Source organism: Nonomuraea sp. MTCD27 (assembly GCF_041950495.1).
In the GTDB taxonomy this organism is placed as follows: domain Bacteria; phylum Actinomycetota; class Actinomycetes; order Streptosporangiales; family Streptosporangiaceae; genus Nonomuraea.
In genome coordinates this window covers 1-22,559 of sequence record NZ_JBGNUW010000037.1, presented here as the reverse complement: position 1 = coordinate 22,559, position 22,559 = coordinate 1, and the positions used below count along the sequence as shown (strand labels likewise).

The following is a 22,559-nucleotide window of genomic DNA, read 5'->3' as shown; positions in this document are numbered from 1 at the left end:
TACTGAATCGCGGGGTGCCACGACGTCAGTGAGCGGGAGTGCTGCGCCCGTGGGACCGTCCGCCGGAATGTCGGTGGGCTGCGGCAGGATCTTCGCCATGTCAAATGAACTGGACCCGTTCGCCGGGCTGGGCGACGTCCGGTGGCGCCGTATGCGTCACGCCTACGGTTCCGCAGCGGAGGTTCCGGAATTGCTTCGCGGCCTGGCCGACCCTGACCCCGCCGTACGCGAGACGGCCCTGGACGGCATGTACGGCGCCGTGCACCACCAGGGCGACGTCTACCCGTGCACCCTGGCGGCGATCCCCTTCCTCCTTCGCATCGCAGCGGCCCCCGATCTGCCGGGCCGGGCGGAGGTGGTGGAGCTGCTGGCGAGCATCGCCTCGGCCGAGGGCCCCACCGAGCTGAGCGGGCCGTACAAGAAGGCCAATAGGGCCGTGATCGCCGCGTTCCCGCTGTGGGAGCGCCTGCTCGGCGACCCCGACCCGAAGGTGCGCGAGGCCGTGGCCGGGCTCCTGGCCGCCTGCGTTGACGGGGCGCGGGCCGCGGTGACGAGCCTGACCGGCCGCCTGGGGAGCGAGGGCGACCCGAGCGTGCGGGAGGCCATCGTGCGGACCGTGGCCGCGCTGGGCCGCCGCCAGGGCGGTGCGGCGGGTGGCGTTGAGGGCGGTGCGGAGGACGTACAGGGCGGCGCGGAGGGCGTACGCGACTGGCTGGGGCGGGTCTTGGCGACGGAGGCGGATCCGCAGGTCAGGCTGGTGGCGCTGGCGGAGCTGGCCTCGCTGGGCGGCGGTCCGACGGTTGAGGTCGGCGAGGCGCTCGAACTACTCACCGCCCTCTACGAGACCGGTACGCCCCCGGTCTCCCCGCCCGCGGACTTCGAGACCCCGACCCTGATCGGCGCGCTGCGGCGGGCACGTGAGGAACGCGACGTGGGCCGGCTCGCGCCACGGGCGGGCGAGCTCGTGCATGCCGTGTCCAAAGGCTTGGGCGACCGCGTGGACGATCGCGTACGCCTCCTGACGGCCCTGCTGCGCTCACCCGACTGGGAGTGCCAGGTGGACGCCATGGGTCCCGCGCACGTCCTGTTCGCGAACTGGCGCGGCGACTACGCCGGGCTCGTCTCCGTCCTCGGCGAACGCGTACTCGACGGGCGCGGAAGAGGGCGGCCGGGCGCCGTCGTGATGTCGAGGGCGGTCGGCGTACTGGATGATCTGGGCGAGCTGGCGGAGCCCGCCGCGGACGCCCTGGCGGAGGTCCTGGCCGCCACGGAGAGGCGCGTGGCGGACCATACGCGGCTGGAAGACGCGGAGCTGCCGTGGGTGATCGAATGGCCTGGCGACCAGCCGACGGTGAGCCCGGCGTTGCAAGCGCTGAGCCGCACGGGGGACGATCGCGCGCTGCCGATGCTGGCCTGGGCGCTGGAGCGCGAGCGCATGCCCAGGGACGTGGCCCAGCTCGTGGGCGGGTTCGGGCCGCGGGCCGCGCCCCTGCTGCCGCTGCTGCGCCGCCGCCTGCGCGACTTGCCTGCCGATGAGCCGCACGATCATCGCCACAAGAGCATCTCCTGGGCGCTGTCCAGGATCGGGCCAGGGGCCGCCGAGGCCCTGCCCGACCTGCTCGGCCAGCCGGTCACCGAGGGCTTACTGGCGGCGGTCGCGGCGATCGGGCCTGGGGCCTCCGCGTGCGCGCCGATTCTGCGGGAGACCGCGGCCTCGCCCGAGCGAGGCCCGGCCATCCGGGCGGCGAAGGCGTTGTGGCTGGTTACAGGGGACGTGGGCGCGGCCGTCGCCGTCGTGGACCGTTACCTCGGCGGGGACGACAAGTACGCCATCCGGGCAGCGGTGGACCTCCTCGGCGACCTGGCCCCTGCGATGGCGGAGCGGGAACGGGCCGCGCAGGCCAGGATCGCCCTGCTGCGGCGGCTGGCCAAGCGCAAGGACCAATACGGCTGGGTCCCGCTGGCGGCCGCCCGCGCCCTGTATCGGCTGACCGGCGACCCCGAGGTGGCGCTGCCGGTGGTGGCGCGCGTGTGGGAGCTCAACAGGCACACCCGGACGGAGGCGGCCGAGCTTTGCGCGGAACTCGGGCGGGCCGCGGTGGGGGCCCGGCCGCTCCTGGAAGCCGAGCTGGGGCGGGCGCGCAGGCACAATGCGTCCGACGACGGATACGGTAGCGCGCAGATCGTCGATGACGAGAAACTGCTCCACCGCTGCCGGGAAGCCCTCGACGCCATGAGCTGACCCGCCCCGGTGGCCGCCCATGCGTCCGCCCATGCCGATGCGCCTGCCGTGTGCCAGCCTGTGACCTTCAACCTCACGGTCGCGGACGTCCACACCTACAATGTGATCGTCGCCGGCGCCGGCGTTCCCGTCCACAAACGACATCATGTCCGAGTGGTGCGGCGTCCCGCCGCCCGGTCTCGATGCCACGGGCAAGATCCATAATCCCGGAATCCGGGATCTGCCCAGCCGGGTTCCGGACCGCTGGACGACGGAGGTCCTCCAGAACCTGGCGGACGACCTGCGCAAGAGCATCAAGAGACAGGAAGCGTCCATTCAGATGGGCGAGGACCCGGCCCGTCGCAGGAGAATCCACCAGGAGGAGCGGTTGCTCCGTCAGATCGAGAAGAAGCTGAGCGGAACCTGGGTTGGGCATGCTCCCCGGTGACAGGCTGATCGAAAAGATTCTTGATGACGAGACGAGTGCCCGGGCGCGGGACAAGGCCACGTCATACCTGCTGCAGGAGCTGGGCAAGGGATATCCGATCGCGAACCTTGCCAGGCTTCTGACCAGCGCGAACTCGGACGCGGTGCGGGCAGGCGCCTGGCTGCTCGCCGAGCAGGGCAGGGCCGGGATCGCGCTACGGGACCTCGTCGTCGCCCTGCTCGACCATCCGGTGGACGACGTGCGGTTCTGGGCGCTCGACTCGCTGACCGCCTGGGCCACCGTCGAAGATGGCGCCGCTGTCGCGGCGGCGATCGGCAAGGTGGTCGACGCGTCCCCGGCCGTACGTTGGAAGGCGCTGCACTTTCTCGCTGCGACCGGTCCTTCTGAGCTGGAGGCCGGAGCGGCGGCCCTGACGGACGACAGACTCCGGGCGCCGACCCTGTGGCTGGCCGGGCAGCGGTGGGACTCTTTCGATCGCGTCGACATCCTGGCCAGGCTGGGCAATGAGAATCGGCTGATCGTGGCTTTCGCCGCGGCCGCTGCCAAGCGGGTGCACTTTATGGATCGCTCGCTGCTGGAACACGCGGCACGAGTCACCGACGAAGAGAGCGCCGTCTACGCCCAGAGAGGACTCGAGTACTAGTTGGGCTGTGTGCACCGGCCCAGCCGGTGTCGCACGAAATCTGGATGGGCTTCGCCGACATCGATGGTGTTCTCATCAAGAGCGTTGGCGATGTGGAAACGACCGGTTTCGAAGACGAACTCCACGGCGAGGGTGCCGTCCGTCAGGTCATGACGTGATGATGGCCGCCACTCGAGCAGGGCGACCTCGCGGAGTTCCTGGTCAACGAACGGATCGAGGCGCTGTCGGACCACGCGGGCGTCTGCTGAAGGTACTCCCAGCCGCTGATCGCGGCCGTTGTGTCGATGGTGTTCCAGCCGATCGACAGCTCATCGAACTTCCAGTGGCAGATCTCCGCCTGGATGCCGTCGAAGTGCAAGACGACGGGGCAGTCAGCGAACCAGTCCCCGTCCTCGACGAAACGCACGAGCGCGAACCCCGTCAGACGCCGACCACCAAGCGCGGCCAGGCCTGGTCCATGTTCCTCGCGGACGGCTTCAAGTCCGACGAGAAAGGTCGGTTCGAAGCCGGAGATCCCCATCACGATAGGCGATTGTCCAGGTTCATCACGGCACCAGCCAGCCGATATCTACCGACAGGCCGTATGGCCCCGCCTGTCATCGGCTTCAAGATGAATGACCCGGTTGACGGGCCCTTCTACTGAGCCGGAATTGAAGGGAGAGCCAGACCTGCCAGGGCGGCGTCGAGATCGCGGGGAAGTCCCTGCAATGAGGAAGGGGCGCCGGTGTTCACCCCGGAGGAGTGACGCAGTGGCTCTCATATGGGCTGGTCGCAGCTTGCTGGGCTCTGGTGGCCACGGCTGTCCACGGAGCGGGGACGCGTACTTGGCAGGTGAGCGTGCACCTCCAGTGGGGGTTACGCACGTATTTGGCACGATCACCCGTGGCGTTCGTCTAATATCCGTGCGGTCGTGGCGGGTGCCGGCGCCCGGGATGGCGGAGAATTAGGACCTGAGCTGGGGAAACGTCATCAAGATCATCCCGCGTATATCCCCTGATCATGGTCTTACGGCTGCATGCGGGCACCGTCGGCTGCCTATCAGGGTCAGCAAGCAAAAGACCTGCGGCTGAGAAACCGCAGGTCAGGGGCTGAAAATGCCGATCTAGGTGAGTGCCCCCGGCAGGATTCGAACCTAATGACTGCGGCACCCGCTTTAGGAGAGCTCGAGCCGAACAGAGTCCGGTATTTCTACTAATGGGGCATATGTGGTTGATGCTCGGCGTGAATCGGCGCCTTAGCAAGGACCTCCCATCGTCCAGCGCTTGACGGGTGTTTGGCCTGGTGGACGCGGTACTCGCGGCGGGCGCCGCGCAAAGCGGTCCCGCTCCTCAGATGCGGGTGTGATTCCATGGTTGGTGCGCTGAAACCGGCGTAGTCTCGACTATTGCCGACAGGCAGTCCTCACCATTCAACCGCAGGGTCAACAACCGCAACCACATCACTGACAGGTTCGACCGGTACCTGGGTCAAACTCTTGACCGTCACGCGCCATACGCCAGTACGAGGCAGGATGACACCGGCCCGGTAGCGTCCGTCCCCGAGAGGACGAAGTCCGGGGCCGTGCCAGCTCTCACCCGACTCGTCGTGAACGCCGAATACGCCCAGAACAAGGCGATCATCTTCGGCTTCCACCTCGATCTCGGCCTTCTCACCCACAGCGACCAGATCCGGCAGATCCAGCGCGAGCACGTGTTCGGGTGCTTGATAGGCACGAACAGGACGAGCGGTGAGAATCGCGTGCAAGGCATGGTGGGTGGGAACGGCGCTGGCCAGGACGGCGTGCCGATCGCCGGAGTACCGCACGGCGAGGTCGTCGGTTTCCTCCGGCGGTACTGCGGCGAAACGCGGCACCGTGCCGTCGCCTCGCGGCGATTCGCCGTTCCACGTCGTCAGGGGGGCGACTCCGGCGGCGTCGTGTCGTACGCTCAGCACGGTCTTGTGCAGGTGACCGCCGAACAGATGTGTTGTATAGGGGCGAGGATCATGGTGCTGGATCGCCTCGGAAATCCTCCGGTGAAAGTCGACGCTGTGGCGCACGGCGTGCTTGCCGATTCCAGGCAGTCCCACGTCCGAGAGGGTACGAAGCCCGTCACCGGTGTCAACGCATCGGTACGTCGGCAAGAGCTCGTGCACTGAGGGAAACTCGCTCATCACTTCGCCGAGTCGGTCGAGGAACTCGCCGAACCTCCCCAGTCGGGCCCTCGCCTGAGGTGCCAGACCCAGGCTGAGTGCGACGGCGGCCTTGGCGGCCCCTTGGTGCGGCGTCCCGATGGTGACCAGTCGCCGAGCGGTGCTCCTGCCGCCCAGCACTTCCAGGTGGTATCGGGCGATGAGACCGCCCATGGAATGGCAGAGGTAGCTGACCCGGGCCTCTGGGACGGTTTCCCGCCATCGTGTGAGCTCCCGCTCGACCGTTTCCTTCAGCTGGACGGCATTGTCGGCGCATGACAGCCGCCAGTCGTAGGGGAACTCGACAAGGTTGCCCCGGCTGAAGTCCAGTGAACCGCGCAGATAACGCAGCAGGCCGCCGTACCCGTCGATTTTCCATAGACCGGGCATGAGGTGCACACCGTTGATCAGCCGGGCGGGCCGCAGCGGCTCATCGATCTGAAGCGTGGCGGCGAGACGGTGCGGTGGAAGCACGTGGCGCAGGGCCGCCAGGGAGTGGTTCCACACCGGGGCTCCGTCGCGCTCCAGCACGCTGCCGAGGATGCCCGGCAGCACGACCACGAGGTCGTCGACCCGATCAGACATATGGCTCGTCCTCCGTAGGACATCATGTCAGTGGAAAACGCGACGGAGTTGGGATTCTGATCAACGGAGCCGGTATGGCGGAGGTTCCCCCGGGCGAGACGACGTTCGTCATCGTGGGCATGGCGGTGTACGACCATCATGAGGATCTCGAGTTCGTGAAAACGGCCGTGCCCGAGTTGCGGGACGCCTTCACCGCATGCGGCTTCACCCACGAGCTTCCCGAACTCTCGCATGGCGGCACCTTTCGCGAGGTCAGCGGAGCTCTGACGGGATCGGCTCCCGGACGCGGACGGTCGCTGATCCTCTACTGGGCCGGGCACGGGACACGCGAGGCCACTGGCGACTATCTGCTGGCCCAGGACTCGCCCGCGAAGAACTTCACCGGGTTGGATGCCATGACCGCATCAACACTCGCGTCGGTCATGGCGCAGTGGCGCTTCGCGCACGCCCTGGTCGTCGTGGACGCCTGCTACGCCGGAGCCACGTCCGCCCAGCTCAACCGCAAACTCGAAGACACGTTTGAGCAGCAGGCCCCAGAAGTACGCGCCGCCGTCGAGGTCATCGCGGCCTGCGGACCTTTCGAGCGCATTCAGGACGGCCATTTCGCGGAGCGGTTCGTACGAGTGCTCAAGGAAGGGGGCACGGGACGTGGCTGGGACGCCGGCAGCCTCCACGTCTACGCGCACGAAGTGCTCCGGGCGGTCGAGGAACTCGGCCTGCAATCGCCGCGCCCGGTTTACCGCGCGTACGGGTATCCGGAGCCCATGTTCCCCAACCCTAAGGCGATCCCAGGTCTACCGCCCGCGGACGCCCTCACCCAGCGAGACCGCCAGAGACGCATCCTCGCCAGCGGGCTGCGCGACCATTTCCGACGGGCCGCGCGAAGCATCGAAGTGGATGAGACGGGCTGGTACTTCATCGGCAGGACGAGACTGCTCGGCGAGGTGGTGTCCTGGCTCGGCCAGGGCCGGCCGAGCGGCCTGAGCGTGCTCACCGGCTCTCCCGGGACGGGCAAGTCCGCGATCCTCGGCCGGATCGCCACGCTCTCCGATCCCCACTACCGCCGCCTTGCGGAGGAGGAGGGCGCGCTGGACGGCTCTGAGCCCGGCACTGTGCCCGTTGAAGGGCTGATCGACGTCGCGCTGCACGCGAAGAACAAGTCCCTCGCCGAATGTCGTGAACTTCTCGCCACGGGGCTCGACCTACCCGCTCCGCAAGGCGGCCAGCAGACCAGCCACGAGCTCATCCAGGCGATCCGAAGCCTGAACCGCCCCCTGCGGATCATCATCGACGCACTCGACGAGGCCCGCCCCGATGCGGTGCTCGCCATCGCCAGCGACCTCATCCTGCCTCTGGCGCAGGTGCCGAACCTGCGGGTGCTGGTCGGCACCCGCACGACCGGACCGGCCGACGGTCGACGCCCTCTCATCGACCTGCTGGCCCCCGTGAGCCGCCACGTCTGGGTGGTGGACGAGGACCCGGACGTGGAGCAGGACATTCACACCTACGTGACCCGGCGACTCATGGGTGCTCCCACCCCTCCCTACAGGGGCGATGCGGAGACAGCGCGGGCGGCTGCGACGGCTGTCGCCGCGGCCAGCGGCAAGATCTTTCTGTTCGCGCGGATCGTGACAGGAGTGCTGCTCCGCATGGAGCGGCCGCTGCGGCTCGCCGGCGAAGAGGCCGACCGCCTGCTCAGCGGGGCGGTACGAGACGTCTTCGAAGCGGACCTGGCCCGGTTCGGTGACCAGGAGGTGAGGGTACGGGAACTGCTCACGCCCCTGGCCTGGGCAGAGGGCGCGGGCCTGCCTCGCCATCCGGTCTGGACGGCGATGGCCGGCGCGATGTCACCAACCGGGGCGACCTACGAGGTGACGGACGTGGACTGGCTGCTCGACGTGGCCGGACAGTACGTCAGCCAGTCGAGCGAGGATGGACAGACTGTCTTCCGGCTGTACCACCAGGCTTTCGCCGACTATTTCCGTGAACGGGACGAGAGCGCCGTCCGCATCCAGCGGGTCATCACCCAGACGCTTCGCGACACTCTGCCGGCAGACCCCCGGCTACGCCACTGGGCCTCCGCCAACCCGTACCTCCTGCGTCACCTGTCCTCACATGCCGCCGCGGCGGGTCGGCTCGGAGATCTGACCCGTGAGCCGGGTTACCTCGCATACGCGGATCCGCTGCGGCTGCTGGAGGTGCTCGGCAAGGTCGACCCCGCCTCCTACCCGCAGACCCGCGTGTTCTGGCGGGCGGCACACCGGCTGCGGGATCCCGCGCAACGTGCCGCCGTCCTGCACCTGACAGCCCTGGATCATGAGCCCGACCTGGTACCAGACATCTTCCCGCCACCGGTGGGAGCTGTGCTGATGGCTCGGTGGACGCGGGTGGCACCCACCCCGTTCCACCGTACGCTGACCGGTCACGACGCGCCGGTGACCGCGGTGGGGGCCGGTGAGCTGCCCGGCGGCGACACCATCGTCGTCAGCGGTGACCAGGGCGGAGCGGTGCGTGTCTGGGACGCGGCCACCGGTATCCCTCGTACCACGCTCGCCGCCCACGACCACAGGGTCACGGCGGTCGCGGTCGGGGCTCTGGACGACGGAACGCCTTTCATCGCGTCCAGCGACCACACGCAGGTGAAGCTGTGGGAGGCGACGACGGGCGTTCCGCTCGGCTTCAGCATGACGTTCAAGCGGCCCATCCGGCACATCGAGATCAAGGACGACGAGGTCATCTGCGCGGGCAGCCGATGGGGACAGGCCTGGAACGTCACCGGCGGCACCGTCCGTAAGATGCCGCAGCCCTGCGCGGCCGGCTACAAGACAACCGCCGAAGGTGACTTCGAGGTCTCGACAGTCCACGGCGCGACCGTCTACACGATTCCCGAGGGCACGGGCCTGACGACGGCGATCCCGGCCACCTTGCCGGACGGCGCTCGCATTGTTGTCGCGGCGGGCACAAACGGAACAGTGCGGGTATGGGACGTCGAGACCAGGGCTCTGCGCGCCACCCTCACGGGCCACGACCACGTCGTACGCTCCGTCGCGGCAGGCAGATCGCCTTATGGCGACACCATGATCGTCAGCGGCGGCGACGATCGGACGGTACGCGTCTGGGACGCCTCGATGAGAACCGTGGAGACGCCGGCGCCGCGTCACAATCCCCTGGTGGTGGCGGCGGGCCCGAAGGTTGTCGCCAGCGGTGGCGACGACGGAACCGTATGCCTCCGGGACACGGACACCGGCCGACTGGTCTCCGTCCTGACTGGTCATGAGGGCAGGGTCTGGGGAGTGGCTCAGGGAGCCCTGCCGGACGGCACCGCCGTCATCGCCAGCGGTGGCGAGGACGGGACCGTGCGTCTTTGGGACACAGACACCGGCCGGCCGCGAACTGTTCTGCCCGGACACGAGGGCAGAGTGTGGGGAGTGACCGTCGCAGCCCTGCCCGACGGCGGCACCATCGTGGCCAGCGCGGGCGGCGACCGCACGGTCCGCACCTGGGGCGCGTCGAGCGGCGCCCCTCGGGCGACCCTCGTAGGACATCAGGACGAGGTGAACGAGGTCGCCGCGGCCACGCTGGCCGACGGTACGGCCATCCTCGTCAGTGCGAGCCGCGACCGAACGGTTCGTATTTGGGATGCCGTGACGGGTAGGCATCGCACCACCCTCGCTGGCCACAGCGGATGGATAGAAGCGGTGACGACCTGGAGAGCAGCGGACGGAACGATGCTGATCGCGAGCGCAAGCCGAGACGGCACCGCTCGTGTGTGGGATGCCACGACCGGCTCCCTCCGCCACACCTTCACCGGACACGAAGGCCCGGTCTGGGGCGTGGCGTTCGGTCACACGAGTGACGGTACGCCCGTCGTCGTCACCGGCGGCAGCGACACGAATCTGCGCGTGTGGGAGCTGAGCGGGAGCATGATCACGCAGCTACCGATGCCCTGTGTGATCACGAGTGTGGATATCCACGGATCTACTCTTACGGTAGGCACCAGCACAGGTGTAAGCACCTTCAGTCTCGCCTGAACATCGCAGCAACGGACTGTGTGTATCCACTGGATGTGCGGCGCAGGGTGGCCTGGAGGTGAGACTGCTCCAGGCCACCGGTCTTACGACTGCGTGCGGGCACTGTCGGCTGCCTATCAAGGTCCACAAAGTAAAGACCTGCGGTGAGAAACCGCAGGTCAGTTGCCTGAAATGCCTATCTAGGTGAGTGCCCCGGCAGGATTCGGACCTGCGTTCGTGCATAGCCCGGGTCCGGGGGGGAGCGATCTTGCGGCTCAGAAGTACTGCGAGGTCAGGTCGGTGGTGGGCCAGGAGGACACGGTCACCTTGTTCATGTCGTCGATTCCGCACAACGCCTTGCCGTCATCCGGCTGCTTGTGTCAACGACGGCACTCATCGGCAGCCTGGGCCACATCGCATGATGAGTTGACCAGCGTGATTGCTGAAGGTTGACCGCTCGACCCGAATTGCGAGGAGCCCTGCCGTCAGACCCACAACCAAACTCTCCCCTGTCCATGTAAGAGCCGAGCAGTGCGCGGCGACGCGGCAGAACGGAAGGCAGTCGCCTGCTACCCATCGGCCCGCTTGGCTTGGCCGGGTGGGGCGTGCGTGTCCTCGCTTCTCTCCGCCCTCTGCTCCTGGGCTGCCTGTCCCGGTGGTTCTCGGGTCTGTCCGGGTGGGGTGTGCTGGGCTGCCGTTTCCAGTTCCGGTGTGCTGGACGGCGGCGACTCCGGTGTCTCTTCAGCCTCGGCGGGGCTGGACGTTGCCGGCGCCGGGCGGTGGGATGCGGTTGGTGCGGCGGTCGGCGACGTCGCCCTGACTGGTGCCGTGCGGATGACGGCGGGCCGGGTGGGGCGCTGAGGGCTGGGGGTGGCCGTTGGGCGCTGGTTGCCGCGCTGGTGGTTCGGCGTGATCGTCGGGGCGGTGGCGGGGCGACGCGTTCGCGCCGTGCTCCTGCTGGGGGAGGCGGTGAGCTGGACGGGGACGGCGACGGCGGGTGGTGGGGCGGCGGCGTGGTTGTCGGGGGTGGGCAGTTCGTCGAGGGTGGGGGAGCTGGACGGGATGCCGGCCAGCAGAGCGGCGAGGGTGATGTTGAGGAGCCCGGCCAGGACAGTGGAGATCCGTAACGCCTGTCTCCGGCGGGATGGGTGCTGTGTGGTCGGGTGGTCCGGCCGGGTCATCGTGGCCTGAGAGTCGCTGCGGCCATGCGAGGGTCCTCCAGAGGGGTGCGGCGGGGCGGCCTTATCGATCTAGACACGGATGCTGACGGTGGTCAAGAGCTGTTGACAGAGAAGGTCCGACGGGTGACGTTTTCGCAGGTGAATGAGATGGGAGACGCCCAAGGGCGTCGAGTCTGCGGTTGCTGTGAGTTGGCTGGGAATCGAGGCGCAGCAGTGGTCGGCGGTGTTGATCACGACCAGGGGCTTTCACTGCGCGTAATATCTGGCCGGAGCCAATCAGGCGGTCTTCGTGTGGTGGATCTCCGCAGCGGGAGCCCCTCCTAGCGGAGGATTCAACAGTGTGTTCGCAAAATGAGGTAAGCCACGTTCCGTAACTCTTGACCAAATGTCCGGATATGTGGCGTGATGCGGGTGTTTTGCTCCGAGGGCTTTACGTCCTCCTTATCTGCGGTCCTTGTGGCCGCATGCTTCGTGGAGTGTGCCCGTGTCGCAATTACCTCTCGACCGACCCCGACCGGTCCGATCTCGTCATCACACACGGTTACGCAGGTTGATCAGCGTAGTGGTGGCCGCCACCCTCCTGATCACGATGACCCCCGCGCCGCCCGCCGCCGCGCGGACCGGCACCCAGATCGCGCCGGAGCCAAGCCTCGTCTCCCGTGTGTCGAGCTGGCTGGCCGCCCAGGTGACCGGCTGGTTCGCCGAAGAGCCGAAGGGCGAGGTACGCCTGTCCGGCCAAAAGATCACGTTGCCGGGACGTGACACCAACCCGGTCGCATCCAGGCAGGCCGATCCGCCGGGTAAGCGGATCAAGGAACTCACTGGCAAGCGGTGGCGGTTCGGCACCGTGTACGAGCTGGACGACGGCCGCTCGCAGGCGGAGATCTCCACCCGCCCGGTGTACTACCAGGACGGGGAAGGCGCCTGGCAGCCCATCGACACCACGGTCGGCGCCGCCGAGGACGACGGGTTCGTGCACGGCAACGACAAGACCGGCTTCGAGACTCGGTTCGGCGACAGGACCGACAAGCTGGTCCGGATCACCGCCGGCAAGCGGCACGTCACGCTCGGCCTGGCCGGGGACAGCCGGCAGATCACCCCGCAGGTAGACGGCTCGACGGTCACCTACCCGCAGGTCTGGGACGGCGCGGACCTGATCTACACCGTCACTGCCTCCGGCGTGAGCGAGCACATCCGGCTGACCAAGCCGCCGGCCGCGGGCACCACGTTCGCGTTCACCGTCAAGACCGGCGGCGGACTGAACGCCGGGCAGAACCGCGACGGGTCGATCACCTTTACCGGTGACGACAGTGACGCGGTGTTCACCATTCCCCGCCCGTACATGATCGACTCCGAGCCGGACGCCGCCTCGCCGTACGGCCGAAGGACAGGCGCCATCACGCAGGAACTTGCCGGGCAGCAGGGCGCGGAGACCACGGTCACGCTCAAGCCGGACGCGGCCTGGCTGGCTGCACCGGAACGCAAGTACCCAGTGCTGATCGACCCCACCATCAAGATCAACGATTGGCGGGCCGACGTCTACGACACCTACATCAGTAACGCCTCAGCGACGGCCAACTATGCCGACTCCTGGAAGCTGCCGGTCGGTAAGACGGCGGCTGGGTTGAACCGGGCGCTGCTGTACTTCGGCACTGTTGCGGATCCGGACATTCTGCCGTTCGGCACCCACATCGACCAAGCCAAGCTGGAGATGTACTTCGACCAGTCCTTGGGCGAGACGGCGGCCGTGACGCTGGCGGCGCACGAGATCACCGACGAGTCCTGGGTGTGGGACCTGCAGGGGGTGAGCTGGAACAGCTAGCCGTCCTTCGCCGCGACCGCGGCATCCACGGTGACGCGCAACGTCGGGGAGTTGTCACGCTGGCACTCCTTCGACGTGACCGCGATGGCCAATTCCTGGTACTCCACCGGCTCCGTGCCGATCGCCGGCGTCCTGATCAAGGTGGTCAACGAGGCCAGGACCGCCCCGGTGGGCGGGGTGTCCTACCACGCGATGGACGACTTCACCGGCGTCAACCCGCTCACCGTTGATCCGGCCGCGCACCCGCGGCTGCTGGTGACCTTCGGCGAGCCGTCGGTGACGTTGCACCAGCCCACGCTGGCCACCTCGGTGGGCGCATCGTTGTCGTGGAGTGCCTACGCTGATCCCACTCCGGACGACGCCTCCGATGACCTGGTGGAGTACCGGCTGCGCCACCAGTGCCCGTCGGCCTGTGACCGCAGCTCCAACAACAGCGACGGGGACTACGACGATCTGGTGGTGACGCTGCCGCCGGATGTCACCTCCTACGTGGATACCAGCAGTGGCGCGGAGCCGGACGCCGCCGCCGATCCGGGCTACACCCACAGAGCCGACTACTGGGTGGAGGCGGTGCTGAAGAACGGCAAGGTGGTGCCCTCCCAGCATGTGCGGGTGTTCCTGCCCAAGCCCGGCTACGTCACCCGAACCCTGTATGCCTCGGCGGACACCACGCTGGCCTCGGGCGAACCCGGCGCCGGGCACGATGTGGTGGGCCAGCAGCAGCGGCTGCAGGTCGGTAACACCGCCACCACGCTCGGCAACACCCGTACGGTGGTGAGGTTCGACGACTACACCGGCCAGATCCCGGCCGACGCGCAGATCGCCGACGCCCGCCTATCGCTGTGGCAGGCCACCGCCACCGGCACCGGCGCCTCCTTCACCGCGCACACCCTCACCAAGGCCTTCGACGAGGCCGCGACCTGGAACACCCCCTGGACGACGCCCGGCGGCGACTTCACCGCCACCCCGCTGGACACCGTCACCACCCTGACCGACACCGCCGGCTGGCGGCAGTGGAACGTCACCGACGCGGCCAAGAGCTGGACCGCCACCCCGTCCGCGGGCCACGGTCTGCTGGTCAAGGTCGGCAACGAAGCCGGCACCGCCAAGCAGTCGGCCCAGTTCCTGGCCGACGAGACCGGTGAGCCGCTGCTGCGGCCCAAGCTGGCCGTTACCTATGCCGAACCGGCCGCGGTGACGTCGTTCTACGCCCCGGATACTCCGGACCGCCTCGACGTCGGCGAGAGCGCAGTCGTCTCGGTGATGGTGAAGAACACCACCACCGAAACCTGGCCCGCCGCGACCACCAAGCTGTCCTACCACTGGAAGCTGCCTGACGGCACCGACGTCTCCACTCCCGAAACCCAGCTCAGGACCGATCTGCCGTACGACCTGGAACCGGGAGACGCCGTCACGGTGGACGCCCAGGTCAAGGCTCCGGCGTCGGTCGGCAACCTGGCCGAGGGCGCCCAGCTGGTGTGGGACGTCCAGGACACGACCACCAACAACTGGAAGTCGGCCACCCACCACCTGCCACAGTTGCCGCAGCAGATCCGCGTCGACTCACCCACCAGCGACCTGCTCGGTCTGGAGAAGTTCTACGCCTACACCGGCAAGAACACCGGAGCGGGCGGCACCGCGCTGACGAACCTGTACGCCGGCAACGTGGTGTGGGGCTACAACGCCTTCTCCAACCCCTCACGGGGCGTGCAGACGTTCGCCCGGATGACCTACAACAGCCTGGACACGTCGGCGGCATCGCTCGGCTACGGCTGGTCCCTGCAGACCTCGACGCTGGCCAAGCTCGGCTCCCAACTGCAGTTCCACCCACCCGGCAAGATGTGGCCGGACCAGATCCGGCTCACCGACGGGGACGGCACCACCCACGTCTGGTTACTGGACACCCATGGGCTGCCCACCAGCATGTGCCGGCCCAACACCTGCGACTACATACACCCACGCGGTGTGCACCTGTACCTGCAGCGCGTCGCCGAATCCCCCGACCAGCCCGACGCCTTCTCCCGTGATCCGGCCCGCCAATGGGTGTTCACCAAGCCCGACCGCACCCAGTTCTTCTTCGATGATGAGGGCTTCCAGTCTGCGATCGTCGACAAGAACGGCAACACCATGTCGTTCACCTACGAACGGCGCCACTCCAACAACAAGCCGACCAAGTTCCTGCAGTACATCACCGACGCCGCCGGCCGCAGGACACTGAGCTTCGACTACCACGTCAAGGGCCAGGACTACACCTACATCAACGACACCACCTGGCAGCCAGTCAACGATACGAAGCTGACCAACCCGCACATCATCGACACCGTCGAGTCGATCACCGACATCGCCGGCCGCAAGGTCACCTTCGCCTACACCGACAAGGGCCTGATGGCCCGCATGATCGACGGGGCCGGTGACGACGAGGCGAAAACGTTCGGCTTCGAGTACGACGCCACCCAGGGCAACAAGAACGTCAAACTCGTCAGGGTCCTCGACCCCCGCTCCAACGCCGAGGACACGCCGCAGCCGGACAAGTATGCCACCAGGCTGGACTACTACGACGCGGTCGAAGACCCCAAGAACCTGTGGAAGGTCCAGACCCTCACCGACCGGCTGAACGGGCCGACCGGCTTCGCCTACGTCGACCCGGACGGCCCGCAGCAAGGCGTGATATACGCCACGGTGACCGACCCGCGCGGCCACCCGGCGAACTACGTGCTGGACGCCCTCGGCCGCCCTGACGTGATCACCAACGCCAAGGACGAACTCACCGATCTCGATTGGGACGGCGACCACAACGTCATCTCGCTGAAAGAGGCCAACGGCGCGCTCACCACATGGGAGTACGACCAGAAGACCGGCTACCCGCTGAAGATCACCGATGCCGAGGCCAACGACAACGGCGGCATCGCCCCCACCACGCTTCACTATGAGGGGCCGGACAACTTCAAGGGATTCGTCGCCGACCTGGTGTCCAAGACCAGCCCGATGGGCAACCGGCCGGAAGCCGGCACCAACCCCAAGCACCACACCTGGCAGTTCGGCTACGACGAGCGCGGCAACCTGACGGCCGTCACCGATCCGCTCGGCGTGCTGAGCGCCGACCCGGACGACTACACCACCCGCTACACCTACGACGATCTCGGTCAGCTGCAGACGTCCGTGGACGCCCGGGGCAACACCACCACGTTCGGCGACTACCACCCGACCGGCTACCCCGAGAAGATCACCGACGCCAAGAACAACGTCACCACCACCGCCTACGACGTACGCGGCAACGTGCTGTCGGTCACCGACGCCCTCGGCAAGACCACCACGCAGACCTACGACCTGTTCAAACGCCCGCTGGAGTCGAAGGTCCCCAAGGACCAGGACGCCTCCCCGCCGGTGTTGATCGTCACCCCGGCGCCGGTCTACGACCGCAACGACAACGTGGTCGAGATGACCGCTCCCAACGGGGCCGTCTCCACCGCCGTCTACGACTACGCCGACCAGTTGCTCAGCTCCTTCCTGCCCAAGGACATCCCCGGCGGGGACGAGCGCAAGGCCACCTTCACCTGGGACCCGGCCGGCAACCTGAAGACCCAGACCGAGCCCAAGGGCCACCTGCCCGGCGCGAACCCTGCCGAGTACACCACCACCTACGAGTACGACGAGATCAACCAGCTGACCGACGTCCTCGCCACCGACGTCGCCAACAACAACCGCCAAAACAAGATCACCTACGAGTACGACAACGTCGGCAACACCGTCAAAGTCATCGACCCGCGCAAGAACGCCACCCCCGACACCGCCGACCGCACCGCGCTCTACACCTACGACCTCAACCACCGCGTCCGCACGGCCACCGACGCCGCCGGCTTCGTCACCGAGGTCCGCTACGACCTCGACGGCCGCGTCATCGAGCAGGAGGACCAGGACGACAACATCACCCGCACCGACTACAACGAGCGCGACGAGGTCATCCGCATCAGCGTCCCGCACGCCGACACGGCCGACGGCGTCAAGCATGTCGTCACCGAGTTCGCCTACGACCAGGTCGGCAACCGGGCCAAGGTCATCACCCCGCGCGGCGTGGAAACCCCGGACGATCCGGCCGACTTCGTCTCCGAAACCCGCTACGACGAGCTGAACCGGCCGATCGAGGAGATCTACCCGTACGACCCCGACGACCCGGTCTACAACAAGCCCGACAGCGTCTTCTACGCCTACGACGCGGTCTCCCGGCTGAAGGAGATCTCCCACCCGCCCTCCCACGGGCAGACCATCCGCAACGTCTCGAAGATGACCTACTGGGACAACGGCTGGTCCAAGACCACCACCGACCCGTGGGACATCAAGACCACCTACCAGTACAACGAGCTCGGCCTGCAGACCAACCGCACCGTCACTTCGGCGGGCGGCTCCTCCCAGCGGGCGCTGGACTGGTCGTACTACCCCGACGGCAAGCTCAAGACCCACTCCGACGACGGCGTCCCTCTCGGTCTGGACGTGGTCCTGTCCGACAACTCCGACACCGGTCAGACCGTCACCACCGGCACCTGGACCCTCGCCGGCAGCGGGAGCTCCTCGAACATCGTCGGCCCGCAGACCGTGGTGGAAGGCTTCGTCGGCTACGACTACGCCACCGCTCCCGCCGGTACCGGCCAGTCCGCCTTCACCTGGAACCTCACCACACCCTCAGACGGCACGTACAAGGTGCAGGTCCGCTACCCGACCGGCGCGACGGCCACCAACGCCAAATACAAGGTCAAGCACCGGGGCGGCGAAGCGACCGTCACCCTCGACCAGACCCATCAGGCGGGCACCTGGGTCGACCTCGGCACCTACGCCTTCACCGCCGGCATCGGCCACACCATCACCCTGACCGACGAGGCCAACGGCACCGTCGCGGCCGACGCGGTCAAGCTGGTTCGCGACAACAGCGGCCAGACCGACACCGAGAAAAAGGACTTCACCTACACCTACGACGTCAACGCCAACGTCACCAAGATCGAGGACCGGTCACCGACCGCCAAGATCGACGTCTGGGACGTCGCCTACACCAACCTCAACCAGATCGAACAGATCAAGGAGTACCTTGACGGCGCGCTGAAGAACACCACCGGCTACCAGTACAACGAGAACAGCGCCGTGGTGGAGCGCACCCACGACAAGACCGTCGCCACCTACGGCTACGACGTCCGTGACCTGGTCAACGAGGTCGTCAACAAGAAGTCGGCCACCGATCCGGCACCGAAGACGACCACCTACACCTACACCTCACGTGGTGAACGCGCGACCGAGACCAAGGCCAACGGCAACACCGTCACCTACGACTACTTCCTGTCCGGCGTCCTGCGCCACAGCCTGGAGAAGAAGCCGAACAGCACGGTCGTTGCCGAGCACACCATCGGGTACCAGGGCAACCTGCACCGCGCCAGCGACCATGCCAAGATCCAGAACGCCGAGAACCCCGGCGCCTACCTGGAACACGACTACGCCTACACCTACGACCCCCGCGACCGCATAGCCAAGACGGTGAAGACCCCGGTCGGCGGCGGCCCGGTCGAGAACGAGATCTACCGGCACGACGCCAACAGCAACGTGTGGGAGGAGGAGGTCCTCGGCAAGACGACCACCTTCACCTACGACCGCAACCGCCTGATGACGTCGGTCTCCAACGGGCAGGCTTCCACCTTCACCTACGACCCCTACGGCCGGTTGCGCACCATCCAGTCCGCCGGCAAGACGTTGGAGAAGTACACCTACGACGGCTTCGACCACGTCACCCGGCACGAGAAACTCGGCGGCGACGGCGCCACCAGCACGGTCACCAAGTACACCTACGACCCACTGGACCGCACGACGTCCAAGACCGAGAAGGAAGGCACCGCGAGCGCCAAGACCACCACCTTCTCCTACCTCGGACTGTCCGCCGAGGTGCTGGACGAGGAAGTGGCCGGCAAGCTCACCAAGTCCTTCCAGTACAGCCCGTGGGGCCAGCGGCTGTCCCAGGTGAAGGTCAACGCCGACAGTTCAGAAGAGTCGTCGTACTACGGCTACAACCCGCACTCCGACGTCGAGCAGATCACCCAGGAGAACGGCGACACCCGCGCCACCTACGGCTACACCGCCTACGGCCGTAACGACGACAAACTCTTCACCGGCGTCGACAAACCCGACCCCGCTGACCCCACCGCCAAGGAGGAGTACAACCCCTACCGCTTCAACAGCAAGCGCTGGGACAACTCCACCGGCATGTATGACATGGGTTCCGCGACTACAACCCGAACCTTAACCGCTTCCTCAACCTCGATTCCTACAACGGCGCCCTTGAGGACCTCTCCCTCTCCCTCGACCCCTGGACCAGCAACCGCTACGCCTTTACCGGCGGCAACCCCATCACCAACATTGAACACGACGGTCACGAGCCGCGTCCGTGGCACAACCCTGAGTACAAGCCGTCTGATTGCTGGGACAACGCCAGCGTCGAATGTAACCCGGGCTCCGCTGGCAAGACGATTCCCGTCACTAACGCCCACCCGGAATACAACCCCGCGATGAAGGACGACAACAAGGACGGCCAAATCGATGAGTGGGAGGCATCTCGCGCCGGAATAGCTCTGGACGGGGACACGAGAAACGGGCGGCCTCCTGGCGCGAAGGAGCTCGAAGCCCTCAGCTATCTGCCTGTCGTCGGCACCCCGGCCGACATCCTGCTCGCGCTCAAGGCCATGAATGAGGGCAATACCGAGGAAGCAGCATGGGCCCTGGCCGGCATGGTGCCCATTGCCGGCGACTCCGGAAAATTCATCGGCAAACTGATACGTTGCAAGAACAGCTTCACGCCCGATACCGAAGTGCTCATGGCCGACGGCACCCGCAAGCGGATCGAAGACATTGAGATCGGTGATGAAGTTCTCGCTACCGATCCAGAAACCGGCAAGACGGAAGCCAAGCAGGTCGTCGACCTCATCGTGGGCGACGGCGAAAAGAACCTGGTGCAAGTCACCATCGACACCGACGGAAAGCGGGGCCGTGACACCGGCGTCATCATAGCGACCGATAACCACCCCTTCTGGGCACCGGGGCTGCGCAAGTGGGTCGACGCCGAGAAGCTCGCGCCCGGCATGTGGTTGCGCACCTCCGCCGGCTCCCTGGTCCAGGTGGAGGCGATCAAGCAGTGGACTGCACGGCAACGCGTTCACAACCTGACGGTCGCAGACATCCACACGTACCATGTGTTCGCAGGCGAAGCGTCCGTGCTCGTGCACAACTGCGGGGGCTCCGTAAATGGCCATACCACGGCATGTCCGTGTGCTGCAGGCGGACAGCCCGTTGGGCCGATCAATGCTCATCTCGCTGGCAAGAATCACCCGGTCACCGGGGTGCCGTTTGACGCCCAAGGATTCCCGGATTTCAGCGCCTGGAGAGACCCGCACACACCAGATGTCTTCATCACCTTGACCGGTGACAGGAAGAAGGATTTCGCGGCAGCAGACAAGGCGGCCGGTATTACGGCGGCATATCGAAGGGGAAGGTGGACCTGGAATCATCATCAAAATTGCGGAGTGATGCAGCTAGTCGATATGTCGGTTCACAGCAAAACCGGACATACCGGCGGGTTTGCAATATGCTAGACGAGTAAGTCCGAAGTGTAGAGTGCGCAAAGGAGGGGCTCGTTGATCGTTTGTGCGCGTAGAGTCAACGAGGCCCTCCTGGCCGCACGTAATGGCCGAAGTGATCTGATCTGATACAATGGTATGACCAACGTGCCGATTAACCGATCGCTGATCGCCTATGATTATTGACGGGTAATCGCATCCTCTCGTCTAGAGCGGAATCTGGATTCGTGATCTTCGACGACGCTTATGAATCTGAGTATGTTGGCCCGCCGGTGGATGCCGAAATGATTCGACGGGCCGAGGATGTGCTTCAAGTTCGACTACCGAAGAGCTATGTCGATCTGATGCTGGTGCAGAATGGCGGCGTACTGCGGAACCGTTGTTTCCCCACCGAGTTTGCTACGTCGTGGGCGCCGGACCATGTGTGCGTCGATGTGATCTGGGGGATCGGAGGTACAAGTGGAGTGGATGTCATGTCGCCCAGCATGATCGCTGAATGGCAATATCCCGAGATCGGCGTCGTCTTCGGGTTGACACCATCCGCCGGGCACGACACGGTGATGCTTGATTATTCTGAATGCGGACCACTGGGTGCGCCTTCCGTATCGTACGTCGATGAAGACAGAGTGCCGAGACGCCTCGCGAGTTCATTCGCGGAATTCATACGCGGCCTTATTTCGTGTCGAACATACGGCGATGACACGGATTGAGCATCCAACCGGGTCTTTAAGGATCTTGAGCGATGGCCGTCGGCGGTGAGTTGATTTTGCTGGTGGGGCTAATTTTGCCTTCAGGCATGCCGAGGGCTCGGCTGGATTGCCGGATTTGACCCTTGGTTTCCCTGACGGGCCGGCGGGTCGGGCCTTTCTGCTGGTCGGGATAGGGATGGGTCGCTTGTCATGGGTGCAGGGCGGCGCCGAGGGCGCGGATTTTCTGGCGTTGTTCATGGCGGTTCAGGATAGGGACGTAGTGTCGAAGCGCACGGTCACGTCCTCGTCTACGGTGTCGCCTCCGCCGCCGCTGAGGCCAGGCGAGTCACCGCACTTCACCCGGGTTCTGCAGTTGGTAGTCACACGTGGGCCCGAAATCGAGGGTTGACCTGGAGGAACGCGTGCAGGGCCGGAGAGGGGTCGTGTGCCTACGCCCACCGCGGCCGGGTGCTGGACCGGCATCGACATCACCAAGGAGTCGCAGGGACGCGCCTCACCGCCTGTGAGTTCCTGCACGCGACGTTCGGCCGAGTTCCTCGTCGCCAGGCTGACCCTCCGCGAGCTGGCCGACCTGGCCGCCGCGCCCGCGGCGCACAGCAGGCATTCCATTGACGAAGGTTTCGTCCGGGCGCTGTTGTCCTTCGCGCCCTTGACCAACCCGTGGGCAGATCGTCGAATTTCTCACCTTACTCGCCGGGCAGTTCACCGATGATCAACGCCGATCGCTCCGGGGCCTTCTGCTCACCATCTTCCACGGAGCTCTCGAGTCCCCTATGGACACGGGCCATGATAGCTACCAGCCTGCTCCGTTCACCTCGCCGGCACGTCATGCCGCCTATTCCGGCAATGTGTTGTTATTGATCGCGATGATCGGGGGTCCGGTGACCGGCCGGGAGTTGTTCCCCCGTGCCCCCTACCCGGCCTCCACATGGCGGCGCCGTGCGTTGCTTTGGAGATCGCAGTTCAGTGCCGAAGCCTGGAGAAATTTGGCTGCCATCCTTTCCTTGGGGCGCACCTGGCCTCGATGACTCACGCCTTGACCTCGATGACTCACGCCTTGATCGTCCTGAGTAATGGGTTCGGTGTGGCGGAGGTTTCCGCCTGATCATCCTGTTCGTTCGCTCGGTGTGCCGTAGTGTGCCGCCCGAGGCGCTCGGATGGGCGGC

11 protein-coding genes are annotated in these 22,559 nt (G+C 66.3%); 9 read left to right on the top strand and 2 right to left on the bottom strand.

Annotated elements, in window-relative coordinates:
* The first annotated feature begins 97 nt into the window (after positions 1–97).
* The 3 genes from ACBJ59_RS57860 to ACBJ59_RS57850 all read left to right on the top strand — a co-directional run bounded on the left by ACBJ59_RS57860 (position 98) and on the right by ACBJ59_RS57850 (position 3,312).
* On the top strand, positions 98–2,242 hold the full coding sequence (locus ACBJ59_RS57860) for a hypothetical protein (protein WP_375118516.1): 2,145 nt from the start codon (positions 98–100) through the stop codon (positions 2,240–2,242).
* Between the two features lie 145 nt (positions 2,243–2,387).
* Positions 2,388–2,669, top strand: a complete 282-nt coding sequence (locus tag ACBJ59_RS57855) for a hypothetical protein (protein WP_375118515.1) — start codon at positions 2,388–2,390, stop codon at positions 2,667–2,669.
* Positions 2,656–3,312 (top strand): hypothetical protein, encoded by a 657-nt coding sequence (locus ACBJ59_RS57850; RefSeq protein WP_375118514.1) that lies wholly within the window; start codon positions 2,656–2,658, stop codon positions 3,310–3,312. Before ACBJ59_RS57855 ends, ACBJ59_RS57850 begins: the two co-directional genes overlap by 14 nt.
* 142 nt (positions 3,313–3,454) lie before the next feature.
* Here ACBJ59_RS57850 and ACBJ59_RS57845 read toward each other — a convergent pair whose 3' ends face one another.
* Entirely contained in the window at positions 3,455–3,835 is a 381-nt protein-coding gene (locus ACBJ59_RS57845; RefSeq protein ID WP_375118513.1) for a hypothetical protein, read from the bottom strand.
* Between the two features lie 878 nt (positions 3,836–4,713).
* Positions 4,714–6,066 (bottom strand): esterase/lipase family protein, encoded by a 1,353-nt coding sequence (locus tag ACBJ59_RS57840; RefSeq protein WP_375118512.1) that lies wholly within the window; start codon positions 6,064–6,066, stop codon positions 4,714–4,716.
* A gap of 74 nt (positions 6,067–6,140) precedes the next feature.
* Between ACBJ59_RS57840 and ACBJ59_RS57835 the strand changes: the two genes are divergently transcribed.
* From ACBJ59_RS57835 to ACBJ59_RS57810, 6 genes are all read left to right on the top strand, one after another.
* Positions 6,141–10,097: a hypothetical protein gene (locus tag ACBJ59_RS57835; RefSeq protein WP_375118511.1), complete on the top strand. Its 3,957-nt coding sequence runs from the start codon at positions 6,141–6,143 to the stop codon at positions 10,095–10,097.
* Between the two features lie 849 nt (positions 10,098–10,946).
* On the top strand, positions 10,947–11,267 hold the full coding sequence (locus ACBJ59_RS57830) for a hypothetical protein (RefSeq protein WP_375118510.1): 321 nt from the start codon (positions 10,947–10,949) through the stop codon (positions 11,265–11,267).
* Positions 11,268–11,807: 540 nt separating this feature from the next.
* Entirely contained in the window at positions 11,808–13,079 is a 1,272-nt protein-coding gene (locus ACBJ59_RS57825) for a DNRLRE domain-containing protein (protein ID WP_375118509.1), read from the top strand.
* Between the two features lie 30 nt (positions 13,080–13,109).
* Positions 13,110–19,622: a DNRLRE domain-containing protein gene (locus ACBJ59_RS57820; protein WP_375118508.1), complete on the top strand. Its 6,513-nt coding sequence runs from the start codon at positions 13,110–13,112 to the stop codon at positions 19,620–19,622.
* The gene (locus ACBJ59_RS57815; RefSeq protein WP_375118507.1) at positions 19,619–20,698 is read left to right on the top strand and encodes a polymorphic toxin-type HINT domain-containing protein; all 1,080 of its coding nucleotides are present in this window, start codon (positions 19,619–19,621) and stop codon (positions 20,696–20,698) included. Before ACBJ59_RS57820 ends, ACBJ59_RS57815 begins: the two co-directional genes overlap by 4 nt.
* 212 nt (positions 20,699–20,910) lie before the next feature.
* Positions 20,911–21,393: an SMI1/KNR4 family protein gene (locus ACBJ59_RS57810; protein WP_375118506.1), complete on the top strand. Its 483-nt coding sequence runs from the start codon at positions 20,911–20,913 to the stop codon at positions 21,391–21,393.
* The last annotated feature ends 1,166 nt before the right edge of the window (positions 21,394–22,559 follow it).

Bases quoted from the DNA above. Each gene is read 5' to 3' on its own strand.
- ACBJ59_RS57835 (WP_375118511.1), top strand. From the start codon at position 6,141: ATGGCGGAGGTTCCCCCGGGCGAGACGACGTTCGTCATCGTGGGCATG.
- ACBJ59_RS57840 (WP_375118512.1), bottom strand. From the start codon at position 6,066: ATGTCTGATCGGGTCGACGACCTCGTGGTCGTGCTGCCGGGCATCCTC.
- ACBJ59_RS57855 (WP_375118515.1), top strand. From the start codon at position 2,388: ATGTCCGAGTGGTGCGGCGTCCCGCCGCCCGGTCTCGATGCCACGGGC.
- ACBJ59_RS57815 (WP_375118507.1), top strand. From the start codon at position 19,619: ATGAAGGACGACAACAAGGACGGCCAAATCGATGAGTGGGAGGCATCT.
- ACBJ59_RS57850 (WP_375118514.1), top strand. From the start codon at position 2,656: ATGCTCCCCGGTGACAGGCTGATCGAAAAGATTCTTGATGACGAGACG.
- ACBJ59_RS57860 (WP_375118516.1), top strand. From the start codon at position 98: ATGTCAAATGAACTGGACCCGTTCGCCGGGCTGGGCGACGTCCGGTGG.